Below are 11,846 nucleotides of genomic sequence, written 5' to 3'. Positions count from 1 at the left end.
CCAGGACCGGATGGACTCGCTCCACCGTCTGCGTCATCGAACCCCCTCGGGCGGCAAGCACGTCACACAGACCCCGACCAGGTCTGTGGCTCCTCCGTGCGCCGGCCCCAGGCAGTGGGTTCACTCCCCACGGCTGACCCGCCAGCTTCTCCCCTGACCATCACGGGGAACCCTCACCGACGAGCTACCGCCACCCTACCACACAACTCGAACACTTGTTCGAAACTCAGGCGAGTCCGGACCTCCCGGCACTCCGCTTCCGCTCCGCCTTGGCGACGTACATCAGTGCGTCGGCCTCGGCGAGGGCATGGGCGACGCAGCCCTGGCCCGCGACCGGGACGACGGCGGCGGCACCGATCGAGCCGGCCACGTCGGCCGCCTCCAGCGCCTCGGCGTAGCGGCGCACGATCGCGTCGAGGTCGGCCGACGGGACGTCGTCGACGTAGACGGCGAACTCGTCGCCGCCCAGTCGGGCCACGGAGTCGACCGGCCGGGTCACCTCCCGCAGCACCTCGCCGGCCCGGCGCAGCAGGACGTCACCCGCGTGGTGGCCGACGGTGTCGTTGACCGTCTTGAGGCCGTCGAGGTCGATCATCACGACCCCACCGTGCTCGCCCAGTCCGGCGACCCGGGCCTCGACGTCGGCGGCGAGGATGTCCCAGCCGCGACGGTTCAGCAGTCCGGTGAGCACGTCGGTGTTCGCCGCCGCATCGGCCAGCACCGCCGAGTGCCGGTGGGACGCGGCGGCCCGGACCAGGCGCAGCTGACTCGACAGCAGCGTCGAGAGCAGGCCGAGCAGCTCCGCGTCGAGCTCGTCGGCCGACCGGATCGGCTCGGCCCCCAGGCCGCACAGGGTGCCGAAGAGCGATCCGTCGTCCTCGACGATCGGGAACCCGGCGTACGAGCGCACGTCGGCCGATGCCGGCAGCGCCGCGTAGGCGGCCTCACGCTGGGAGTCGAAGACGATCTGCGACGCACCGCCGAGCATCTGGCGGCAGAACGTGTCCTCCCACGGCACCCGGTCGCCCACCTCCAGCAGGGAGCCCCCACTGACGTGGAGGTGCACCTGCTCGACCGAGTCGATCCGGCTGACCGACCAGTCAGTCAGGCAGCTGTGCGAGCGCAGATAGGACACGACGCTCTCGGCCGACTCCGTGAAGCGCTCGAGCTCGGTCGTGGTCGCGTCCATGCTGAGGAACCTTAGCGATTGGCCCGGCCCAGCGGGAGCACCTCAACCGGCGAGGTGCCCCCACTCCCCTGCCAACATCGACCACGGCCCCTCGGCCGCGACCTCGCCGTCCACCAGGACGACGACCCGGTCCGCCTCCGCCAACGCCGAGCGCTTCGAGGTCGCCCCCACCACCGTCGCACCGCGGGCACGCAACGCCGCCCACAGCTCGATCTCGGTGGTGGCGTCCAAGGCCGAGGAGACGTCGTCGGCCAGCAGCAGCTCGGCGCCGGTCGCCAGCGCCCGAGCGAGGGCCAGGCGCTGGACCTGCCCGCCGGACAGGCGCACACCCCGGTGACCGACCAGCGCGCTGTGCCCGCCGGCCTCGCTCATGTCGCGGTCGAGCCGGGCGGCCCGCACCGGAGCGCCGAGCTCGCGGTCGAACCCGAGCCTGACGTTGTCGCTGAACGTGCCCGAGAGCACCCGCGGGACCTGGGCGACGTGGGCGACCTGGCCCGGCCGGAGGAAGACCTGTGGGTCGGAGACGGCCTCGCCGTTCCACCGGATCTGCCCCGAGTGCGCCACCAGACCGGCCAGCGCGGAGAGCAGCGACGACTTCCCCGATCCGACCTGTCCCAGCAGCAGGACCAGCTCGCCACGCTCGACCTTCAGGGACACGTCGCGCACCCCGATGGTGCCGTCGTCGTACACCGCCGTGACACCGGCCAGCTCCAGCGCCCTCAGCGGCACCGGGGCGGGATCGGCGGCGGCCGGGGCCGCGCCGGTGACCAGGTCGACCCCGGGCGGGACGTCCATCAGGTCGGCCCCACCGGCGAACGCCGAGGTCGCCTTCATCCACGACCGGGTGCCGGGCGCCTCGGTGACGACCGCACCGGCGACCCGACCGAACCAGTTGAACCCGTTGACCGCGTTGGCGACGAGCAGCGCCGTCGCCAGGCCCCAGACCCCTTCGAGCAGCAGCGCCCAGGCGGCGACGACGCCGCACTGGACCATCACGATCGGCACCCCGTCGAGCACCGCCTGCACCCGGTGCTCGAAGACGGCGGCGTTGACCCGCGGCTCGTCCACGGCGGCCAGGTGACGGCGTACCTGCGTGATCCGGCCGGCGAGCTTGACCGTCCGCGCCGAGTCGAGCACCGAGACCAGGACCCGCCCGAAGCGGGCCCGGGCAGCCGAGGACCTCGTCGCCGAGCGGCCGGCGATCGGACGCCCGATCGAGGAGGCCAGCGCCGAGACCGTCATCACGATCAGGAGGACGGCACCGGCGACCCAGGTCCCGGCCGCGATCGCGGTCACCGTCGCGATCGCCAGACCCAGGGTGAAGTCGACCCAGCGGTCGGCGTAGCGCGCGAACCGGTCGGCGTCCATCGCCCGGGCTACGACCTCGCCGGGCGGCGTGGCGGGCAGCCGGTGCGGGCGGATCTGACCGGCGAGCACACTCATCCGGGCCCGGAGCATCACCTCGACCCACCAGCGCGGGTAGCGCAGCACCGCGTCACTGAGCAGCAACGGGGCGCACAACAGCGTCACGGTCAGCACCGCGAGCAGCGCGCGCGGCGTCGCACCTTCCTGCAGCTGCTCCACGATCCGACCCCAGAGCAGGCCGGTGATGGCGCCCTGGGAGCCGAGCAGCCCGGCGCCGAGGAACGTCAGCACGGAGAACAGGCCCCACCAAGGTCGCACCACCAGCGCATGGGCGATGCCGCGCGCCAGGCCAGGACCGGTGCCGGGCTCCTCCACCTCGGGCGGCTCACCCTGACGCCGACGGGTGCCGACTTGGACGCCCTCGATCTCGACCACGGAGCTCACCTGCGGCTCGGCCGACGTCGCCGTCGCTCCGGCGGCAAGCAGGTCCGCGAACGGCCCGGGCTGGGCGGCCAGCACCGTCCGGGGACCCTGCTGGACGACCCGTCCCCGGTCCAGGACGGCGACCAGGTCGGCGCGTTCGATGGTGCTCAGCCGGTGGGCGACCAGGATGCCGGTCCGCCCGCTCAGCAGCCGCTCGGAGGCCGCCACCACCCGAGCCTCGGTGAGCGGGTCCATCCGGGCCGTCGCCTCGTCGAGTACGACGACCTGCACATCACGCACCAGGAGCCGGGCGAAGGCGACCAGCTGCTCCTCCCCCGCCGACAGGGCGGTCCCACCGGGGCCGAGCACCGTGTCCAGCCCGTCGGGCAGGCCGGCGACCCACGCCGCCAGGCCGAGCTCGGCCACGGCCGCGGGCACCCGGTCGCTGATCGCGTCCTCGAAGAGGGTGATGTTCTCGGTCAGCGTCCCGGCCAGGATCTCGGTGCGCTGGGTGACGACGCCGACAGCGGACCGGAGCCGCTGCAGGTCGACGGTGGTGACGTCGACGCCACCGAGCAGGATCGTCCCGGGCGGCGGCTCGACGGCACGCGAGAGCATCGCGGCGAGGGTCGACTTGCCCGAGCCCGTGCGACCGACCAGCGCGAGGGTCTGACCGGCGGGGACCCTCAGCGAGACGTCGGTGAGGCTGAACGTGCCCTCGTCGTACGAGAAGGACAGATCGCGCAGCTCCAGGTCCAGTGCGCCGCCCGGCACCTCGGCTCCGCCGACCGGCTCGGGCTCGACGTCGAGGAGCTGGCGCAGGCGGGTGAGCGCACCGATCCCGGCCTGGAGGTCGGGCAGGTGGCGGCCGAGCTGGTCGACCTGGCCGACGAAGGAGGTGGTGATCAGGAAGAGGGTGACCAGCCGCGCGACGGTGAGCTGCCCGTCGGCGGCCAGCCAGACCCCGGCGATCCCGACCGCGGCGAGCAGGCCGTGCAGCAGCAGGCCGCTGACCCGGACCAGCCGACTCTCCATCCGTACGACGTCGAGGAACCGTGCATGGACCTGGGCACAGATCGCGGCGAACCGTCCGAGCATGTGCGCCTGGCCCAGGCTGGTGCGCAGGTCGTTGCGGGCAGCGACGCCCTCCTCCAGCGCCGCAGCGTTGTCGGTCCAGGCCATCTCCTCGCGGACCTTGCGCTCGGCGATCACGCCGAGCAGCGGCCGGATCGCGACGATGATCAGGCCGGCCATCGCGGGCAGCAGCACGAACGCCGGCCACCAGGTGAACCCGGCCACGAGCCACATCGGGACCAGCCCGCAGACCGTGACGAGGGCCTCCCAGGCCTGGCCGCGCAGCAGCGAGCCCACCTCGTGGGTGTCGTCGTCGACCCGGTCGAGGATCTCGCCCGCGGCCTGCTCGCTCAGGTCGGCCAGCGGCTGGTGCAGCGCGGCGGTGAGCAGATCGGCGCGCAACCGCCCTTCGGCGCGGTCGACGCAGCCGTACCAGACCACACGGCCCGAGATGGCAGCGATCGCCGGACCGATTGTCAGGGTGCCGAGCAGCACCACCAGGCCGGTCCGCGGGGCCTGGGCGAGATGACCTGCCACCACCGTGGCCAGCGCCTGGCCCACAGCAGCGATCATCGTGATCAGCACCGCGACACCGGCGCCCGGCGAGCGCAACCGCCGCCAGCTCAGGCTCCGGTTCTGATCAGTGCTCCCCGAGACAACCACTGATCGACCTTACGAAACTCGACCCCGGCCGAGCCATTCATTTTCGCGCCACCACCGGGGCCTGCCCCGAGCGCAGCCGACTGATCTCCTCGTCGGGGAAGACGGCCGCCGGCAGGGCCACCAGAGCCAGGCCCGGGAGGCCGTCGAAGAGCACCACCGCGCCGGAGCGCCGGACCCCGACGAGGCGACGACACGGCACCCGCACCGTGAGGTCGGCGACAATGATGGTGACGAAGGCCCCGTCAAACTCGGTCCGTACCGCCACCGTCGGCGGCAGCACCCGGCGCACCTGCTTGCCGAGCGTCGATGCCTGACCCCACCACTGCAACGGTCCGAGAACGACGAGCAGCATCAGCGCCAGGAGCGCGATCTTGTACGGCGCGAAGCCTTCGATGATCCCCAGCAGCAGGCAGAGGATGAGCGGCGTGCAGAGGGCCGCCAGATGCTCGGGCCGCTGCCACCGCGCCCGCAGGATGTCCTGCCCGGCCCGACGGTAGAAGGACGGCTCCGGCGTCGTCTGATAGCGACGGATGGAATCGACCTCGCCCTGGTGCGTGTGCGTCACCGCGGCAGTCTTCCAGGATCGTGCGCCGGCCGTCAGTGAAATGCACACTGCCCCGAACCAACGGCCCGGGGCAGTGCGTCTGACTCAGATCAGAGCGAGTCGATCGCGCTGTTCAGCGTCGCCGACGGACGCATCACGACGGCGGTCTTCTCGGCGTCCGGGTAGTAGTAGCCACCGATGTCGGCGGGCTTGCCCTGGACGGCGTTGAGCTCGGAGACGATGGTCGACTCCTGCTCGCGCAGCGTGGCCGCGAGCGGACCGAAGGCGGCGGCCAGGTCGGCGTTCTCGGTCTGCTTGGCGAGCTCCTCGGCCCAGTACAGCGCCAGGTAGAAGTGCGAGCCACGGTTGTCGATCGTGCCGAGCTTGCGTCCCGGGCTGCGGTCCTCGTCGAGGAACGTGCCGGTGGCGGCGTCGAGCGCGTCGGCGAGCACCTTCGCGGCCGGGTCGCCCGCCTGGGCGGCGTACTGCTCGAAGGACGGGACCAGAGCGAAGAACTCACCCAGGCTGTCCCAGCGCAGGTAGTTCTCCTCGACCAGCTGCTGGACGTGCTTCGGGGCCGAGCCGCCGGCACCGGTCTCGAACAGGCCACCGCCGGCGATCAGCGGGACGATGGAGAGCATCTTCGCCGACGTGCCGACCTCGAGGATCGGGAACAGGTCGGTGTTGTAGTCGCGCAGCACGTTGCCGGTCACCGAGATGGTGTCCTGACCCTTGCGCATCCGCTCCAGGGAGTACGTCGTGGCAAGCGCGGGCGCCAGGATCTGGATCTCCAGGCCCTCGGTGTCGTGCTCGGGCAGGTACTGGTTGATCTTCTTGATCAGCTCGGCGTCGTGGGCGCGGGTCTCGTCGAGCCAGAAGATGGCCGGGGTGGCCGAGGCGCGGGCGCGGGTGACGGCCAGCTTGATCCAGTCCTGGATCGGGATGTCCTTGGTCTGGCAGGCGCGCCAGATGTCGCCAGCCTCGACGTCGTGCTCCAGGACGACGTCGCCGTTGGAGGCGACGATGCGGACCGTGCCCTCGCCGGCGATCTCGAACGTCTTGTTGTGCGAGCCGTACTCCTCGGCCGCCTGCGCCATCAGACCGACGTTCGGGACGGTGCCGATGGTGGCCGGGTCGAGCGGGCCGTTCTTCTTCACGTCGTCGATGGTGGCCTGATAGACGCTGGCGTACGACGAGTCCGGGATCACCGCGAGGGTGTCGTCCTCGGCGCCGTCGACGCCCCACAGCTTGCCGCCGTTGCGGATCAGGGCCGGCATCGAGGCGTCAACGATCACGTCGGAGGGGACGTGCAGGTTCGTGATGCCCTTGTCGGAGTTGACGTAGGACAGGCGCGGGCCGTTGGCGATCGCGGCCTCGAAGGCAGCCTTGATCTCAGCACCGTTGGGCAGGGCGTCCAGGCCGGCCAGGATCGAGCCGAGGCCGTCGTTGGCCGACAGGCCCGCCGCGGCCAGGTCGTCGCCGTACTGCGCGAAGACGTCCTTGAAGTAGGCGCGGACCACGTGGCCGAAGATGATCGGGTCGGAGACCTTCATCATGGTGGCCTTGAGGTGGACCGAGAAGAGCACGTCCTCGGCCTTGGCGGTGGCCAGGGCGTTGGCGAGGAAGGCGTCCAGGTTGGCGGCCGACATCTTGGTGGAGTCGATCACCTCGCCGGCGAGCACGGGGAGCTTCTCCAGCAGGACCTTCTTCTCGCCATTGGCGGCCTCGAAGACGATCGAGAGGGTGTCGGCAGCGGCGATGGTGGTCGACTTCTCGTTGGACTTGAAGTCGTGCGCGCCCATCGTGGCGACGGTGGTCTTGGAGCCCTCGCCGAACGCCTTGTTCCGGTGCGGGTGCTTCTTGGCGTAGGCCTTGACCGACAGCGGCGCGCGCCGGTCGGAGTTGCCCTCGCGCAGGACCGGGTTGACGGCCGAGCCCTTGACCTTGTCGAACTTCGCGCGGATCTCCTGCTCCTCGGGCGTCGAGGGCGCCTCGGGGTAGTCCGGAACGGCGAAGCCCTTGTCCTGGAGCTCCTTGATCGCTGCCTTGAGCTGCGGGATGGAGGCCGAGATGTTGGGCAGCTTGACGATGTTCGCGTCGGGCGTCTTGGCGAGCTCACCGAGCTCGGCCAGCGCGTCGTCGGCGAGCCCGAACTGGGCGAGGATCCGGGCGGCGACGGAGATGTCGCGGGTCTCGATCTCGACGCCGGCCTTGGCGGCGTACGCCTGCACGATCGGCAGGAAGGAGTACGTCGCGAGCAGCGGCGCCTCATCGGTGTGGGTGTAGATGATCCGTGCAGACATCGTTGATGCGCTCCTGACAAGGACGGAAAGACAAAAGATTGCTTGACGTCAAGATACCTGACGGAACCGACACGTCTCGCCTCGACCACCTTGCCTGAGGACTGGCACAGATTTAAAGACTAGGGTGATGAAGCATGAGTGACGTTGAATCCACAGGCGCATCCAGCGACCCGCACAACGGAACCGAGGTCGTGGCAGCGACCGCCAAGCCTCGGGACCCTGACCCTGCCGTCTGGCAGATCCTCGCCGCCGAAGCCCTCGGCACCTTCATCCTGGTCTTCCTCGGCTGCGGCGCAGCCGTGGTGAGCAGTGCCGACATCACCAGCACCGGGCTGGCCTTCGGTATCGCCATCATCATCAGCGCCACCGCCTTCGGCCGGATCTCCGGCGGACACTTCAACCCCGCCGTCACCGTCGGCATCGCGACCAGCGGCCGCCTAGCCTGGCGCGCCACGCCGGTCTACTTCGCCGGCCAGCTGATCGGTGCGATCGTCGGCGCGCTCGCGCTCTTCATCGTGCTGCACGGCATCCCCGGCTTCACCACCACCGGCCACATGGGCCAGAACGCCTTCGGCAGCCAGACCAAGATCGACCTCGCCTGGTGGTCGGCGTTCCTGGTCGAGGCGGTCCTGACCGCTGTCTTCCTGTGGGTCATCCTCAGCGTCACCGATGCCCGCAACAAGCTGCTCGCCCTCGCCCCGGTCGCGATCGGCCTGGCCCTGGCCGCGATCCACTTCGTCGGCATCCCGCTCACGGGTACGTCGGTCAACCCGGCGCGTTCGATCGGCCCGGCTCTCTTCGCCGGCGGCGACGCGATCGTCCAGCTCTGGCTCTTCATCCTCGCCCCGCTCGTCGGTGCGGTGATCGCGGGCGTCACCTACCCGCTGCTCTTCGGCCGCGACGCCGAGCCGGTCGAGGGCTCGGGTCTGACCCTGCCCCAGCGCCCGGTCCGCCCCGCCACCGCCTCGACCCCGGCCTGGAGCCAGGTCAACGAGCACACCTCGGAGTCGCCGCTGGGTGCCCCGCAGCCCCCGCAGCGGATCATCCAGGACGGCTGGGAGTGGGACTACGCCGCTCAGCAGTGGAAGCCGCTGCAGGAGCCCGACGCCCAGAACTGACGTCGCAAGGTAAAACTTCGGCTGATGGGGAGCCCAAGGACGGTCCACGTCGTGACCGTTCTTGGGCTTCTCTCATTACTACTGGGTACGCTCCCCGGACGAAACGTGTGGTTGCCCCTCCGCCCCGGCGGAGGATTCTGGGGGAAGCATGGCCATCATCGAGTCCGACGGCTCCGTCACCGACGGTCCGGTCGACCAGGGCGCGCTCGAGCGCGAGATGCTCGACGCGAGCGTCGACTGCATCAAGGTGATCGACCTCGACGGCTGCCTGATCCACATGAACCGGTCGGGCTGCGAGGCGCTCGGGGTCACCGCCGAGCAGGTCGAGGCCGGCTTCGGGATGAAGTGGCTCCCACTGCTCCCGCCCGAGTGCCGCGCCCGTGGACGGATCGCCCTGCGCCGCGCCTTCGCCGGGGAGAGCGCCCGGTTCAACGGCCGCAGCATCGCCGCCGACGGCTCCTCCCAGTTCTGGGACAACCTGCTCACCCCCGTCGTCGACACCGACGGCGAGGTCACCTCCGTGCTCTGCGTCTCGCGTGACATCACCGCCCAGCGGATCGCCGAGGAGCGGCTGCGCAACGCCAGCGAGACCGACGCCCTCACCGGCCTGATGAACCGGCGGGCGTTCCGCGCCCGACTCAAGCGGGTGGTCGCCCGCTGCCACCGCGACGGCAGCCACATGGGCGTCGTGCTGATCGACCTCGACGACTTCAAGACCACCAACGACACCCTCGGCCACGCCGCCGGGGACCACCTGCTCCGTGCCGTGGCCCGTCGCCTGTCGCGCTGCCTGCCCGCCGACGGCGTGCTGGCCCGGCTGGGCGGCGACGAGTTCGCGATCTGCCTGGAGCGGGTCTACGACCGCGACGAGATGGCCGACCTGGCCCAGCGGGTCTCGCGCCAACTGGACAAGCCGATCCTCTTCGGGGACCGCGAGATCAACGGCGCCATGACCGTCGGGTGGGCCACCCTCCCCGGCGACGCGTCGGACGAGACCGGCCTGATGAGCGCCGCCGACATCGCCCTCAACCACGCCAAGTCGACCGGCCGCGGCGGCATCCAGGCCTTCGACCCGTCGCTGCGCCTGGGGGCGGTGCGGGCCCTGGAGCAGCTGACCCTGGCCCGCGACGTGCTGCGCCGCGGTGCCGTCGTACCGACGTATCAGCCGAAGGTGCTGCTCGCCGACGGCTCCCTGGCCGGTTTCGAGGCCCTGCTGCGCTGGCACCAGGTCGACGGCGAGCTCGGCGCACCAGCGCTGCTGGCCGAGGCCTTCACCCACCACGAGCTGGCCGTCCAGCTCGCCACCCAGATGCACCGCCAGGTCGCCGCCGACATCGCCGACTGGCTCAACGAGGGGCTCCCGGCCGTGCCGGTCTCGATCAACGCCTCCCCCGTCGAGCTGCTCCGCCCCGACTTCGCCTCCGCCCTGCTCGCCGTCCTGGAGGAGTACGACGTCCCCACCTCGCTCATCGAGGTGGAGATCTCGGAGAACACGCTGGTCGAACGTGGCTCCACCGCCGTGTTCGCCACCCTGGCCGAGCTCAAGGCCGCCGGGGTGGGCATCGCCCTGGACGACTTCGGCACCGGGCAGTCCTCGCTCGCCCGGATCCGTGACTACCCGGTCGACACGATCAAGATCGACAGGTCGTTCGTCACCGACATCACCCGGGACATGTCGCAGCGCGCCATCGTCCAGGCGATCACCAGCATCGGCGCCGCCCTGGCCGCCGACGTGGTCGCCGAGGGCGTGGAGACGGCCGAGCAGGGCGCGCTGCTGCGCAGTGCCGGCTGCGGGATGGCCCAGGGGTTCCACTTCGGGCACGCCGGCTCGGCCGACGACGCCCGAGCACTGCTGGTGACCCGGGCCGCTCAGCGGCGCTGGGCCGCCTCCTGAGACTCAGGGCCCCTCGGGGACCATCAGGGATCCTCAGGGACCGTCAGGCAGGCCGCTGGCCAGCAGGGCCAGGATCAGGCCGACGCCGATCAGCAGGCAGCTGTCCAGCGCCTTGCCCCGGACCGCGAGCATGCCCGCGTCGCGCTGGGGCAGGGCGGCCCGCAGACCTCCGGCCACGACCAGCGCCGCCGCGATCAGGTAGACCCCGAGACGCCAGCTGCCCAGCGCCGCCACCACCACACCGGCGATGGCCACGCCGAGGATCGTGAGGTAGCACAGCCCGCCGATGGTCGAGGGGTAGCGCCGTCCTTCGACGGCACCCTCCCCCACGCCGACGGGGGTCTCGGTGTGCTCCGCGCCCTGCGGCGTGCCGGCCTCGGAGGTCACGCCAGCGACTTCTCCGCGGCACCGACCACGTTGGCCAGCAGCATCGCGCGCGTCATCGGACCGACACCGCCCGGGTTCGGGGAGACCCAGCCGGCGACGTCCCAGACGTCGGGGGCGAGGTCGCCGGTGACCTTGCCGTCGACCCGGCTGACGCCGACGTCGAGCAGCGCGGCGCCCGGCTTGATCATGTCGCCGGTGATCATGTGCGGCACGCCGGCGGCGGCCACCACGATGTCGGCGGTGCGGGTGTGCGCGGCCAGGTCGCGGGTGCCGGTGTGGCACAGCGTCACGGTGGCGTTCTCGGAGCGGCGGGTGAGCAGCAGGCCGAGCGGGCGACCGACGGTCACGCCGCGACCGACCACGACGACCTCGGCGCCGTTGAGCTCGACACCGTGGCGACGGAGCAGCTCGACGATGCCGAACGGGGTGCACGGCAGCGGCGCCTCCTTGCCCAGCACCAGCCAGCCGAGGTTGGTCGGGTGCAGGCCGTCGGCGTCCTTGGCCGGGTCGATCAGGCCGAGGACGCGGTTCTCGTCGATCCCCTTCGGCAGCGGCAGCTGCACGATGTAGCCGGTGCAGGACGGGTCCTCGTTGAGAGTGCGGACCGCGTCCTCGATCTCGTCCTGGGTGGCGGTGGCGGGCAGGTCGATCCGGATCGACTCGATGCCGACCTCGGCACAGTCCTTGTGCTTGCCGTTGACGTACCACCGCGAGCCCGGGTCGTCGCCGACCAGGATGGTGCCGAGGCCGGGCGTGATGCCCTTCGCGTGCAAGGCCGCCACGCGGGTCATCAGCTCGGCCTTGATGGCCGCCGCGGTCGCGGTTCCGTCCAGCTTCTGTGCCGTCACGTTCTCATCCAATCAGGGTTCGCTGTGTAAGCCCGGCG

At 71.1% G+C, this 11,846-nt stretch carries 8 protein-coding genes; 2 read left to right on the top strand and 6 right to left on the bottom strand.

Annotated elements, in window-relative coordinates; genetic code table 11:
• Positions 1–226: 226 nt before the first annotated feature.
• From Q1V88_RS11860 to Q1V88_RS11845, 4 genes are all read right to left on the bottom strand, one after another.
• Positions 227–1,189: a GGDEF domain-containing protein gene (locus Q1V88_RS11860; protein WP_300681406.1), complete on the bottom strand. Its 963-nt coding sequence runs from the start codon at positions 1,187–1,189 to the stop codon at positions 227–229.
• 42 nt (positions 1,190–1,231) lie between these two features.
• On the bottom strand, positions 1,232–4,663 hold the full coding sequence (locus Q1V88_RS11855; protein WP_300681405.1) for an ABC transporter ATP-binding protein: 3,432 nt from the start codon (positions 4,661–4,663) through the stop codon (positions 1,232–1,234).
• Positions 4,664–4,751: 88 nt separating this feature from the next.
• The gene (locus Q1V88_RS11850; RefSeq protein WP_300681404.1) at positions 4,752–5,279 is read right to left on the bottom strand and encodes a hypothetical protein; all 528 of its coding nucleotides are present in this window, start codon (positions 5,277–5,279) and stop codon (positions 4,752–4,754) included.
• Between the two features lie 89 nt (positions 5,280–5,368).
• Positions 5,369–7,561, bottom strand: a complete 2,193-nt coding sequence (locus Q1V88_RS11845; RefSeq protein ID WP_300681403.1) for an NADP-dependent isocitrate dehydrogenase — start codon at positions 7,559–7,561, stop codon at positions 5,369–5,371.
• Positions 7,562–7,695: 134 nt separating this feature from the next.
• Between Q1V88_RS11845 and Q1V88_RS11840 the strand changes: the two genes are divergently transcribed.
• Both Q1V88_RS11840 and Q1V88_RS11835 read left to right on the top strand, forming a co-directional pair.
• On the top strand, positions 7,696–8,679 hold the full coding sequence (locus tag Q1V88_RS11840) for an aquaporin (RefSeq protein WP_300681402.1): 984 nt from the start codon (positions 7,696–7,698) through the stop codon (positions 8,677–8,679).
• Between the two features lie 148 nt (positions 8,680–8,827).
• Complete coding sequence (locus Q1V88_RS11835) at positions 8,828–10,573, top strand: bifunctional diguanylate cyclase/phosphodiesterase (protein ID WP_300681401.1); 1,746 nt, start codon at positions 8,828–8,830, stop codon at positions 10,571–10,573.
• A gap of 33 nt (positions 10,574–10,606) precedes the next feature.
• On the opposite strand, the gene Q1V88_RS11830 is transcribed toward Q1V88_RS11835, so the two are convergent.
• Both Q1V88_RS11830 and Q1V88_RS11825 read right to left on the bottom strand, forming a co-directional pair.
• Positions 10,607–10,960 (bottom strand): DUF3017 domain-containing protein, encoded by a 354-nt coding sequence (locus Q1V88_RS11830; RefSeq protein ID WP_300681400.1) that lies wholly within the window; start codon positions 10,958–10,960, stop codon positions 10,607–10,609.
• The gene (locus tag Q1V88_RS11825; RefSeq protein WP_300681399.1) at positions 10,957–11,808 is read right to left on the bottom strand and encodes a bifunctional methylenetetrahydrofolate dehydrogenase/methenyltetrahydrofolate cyclohydrolase; all 852 of its coding nucleotides are present in this window, start codon (positions 11,806–11,808) and stop codon (positions 10,957–10,959) included. Before Q1V88_RS11825 ends, Q1V88_RS11830 begins: the two co-directional genes overlap by 4 nt.
• Positions 11,809–11,846: the final 38 nt, after the last annotated feature.

This window comes from Nocardioides sp. (assembly GCF_030150155.1).
In the GTDB taxonomy this organism is placed as follows: domain Bacteria; phylum Actinomycetota; class Actinomycetes; order Propionibacteriales; family Nocardioidaceae; genus Nocardioides.
Note: the sequence above shows the minus strand (reverse complement) of the source record. Positions and strands in the feature narration are given on the sequence as shown.

Excerpts from the sequence above, each read along its gene's own strand:
- Q1V88_RS11840 (WP_300681402.1), top strand. The coding sequence starts at position 7,696 with ATGAGTGACGTTGAATCCACAGGCGCATCCAGCGACCCGCACAACGGA.
- Q1V88_RS11835 (WP_300681401.1), top strand. The coding sequence starts at position 8,828 with ATGGCCATCATCGAGTCCGACGGCTCCGTCACCGACGGTCCGGTCGAC.
- Q1V88_RS11860 (WP_300681406.1), bottom strand. The coding sequence starts at position 1,189 with ATGGACGCGACCACGACCGAGCTCGAGCGCTTCACGGAGTCGGCCGAG.
- Q1V88_RS11845 (WP_300681403.1), bottom strand. The coding sequence starts at position 7,561 with ATGTCTGCACGGATCATCTACACCCACACCGATGAGGCGCCGCTGCTC.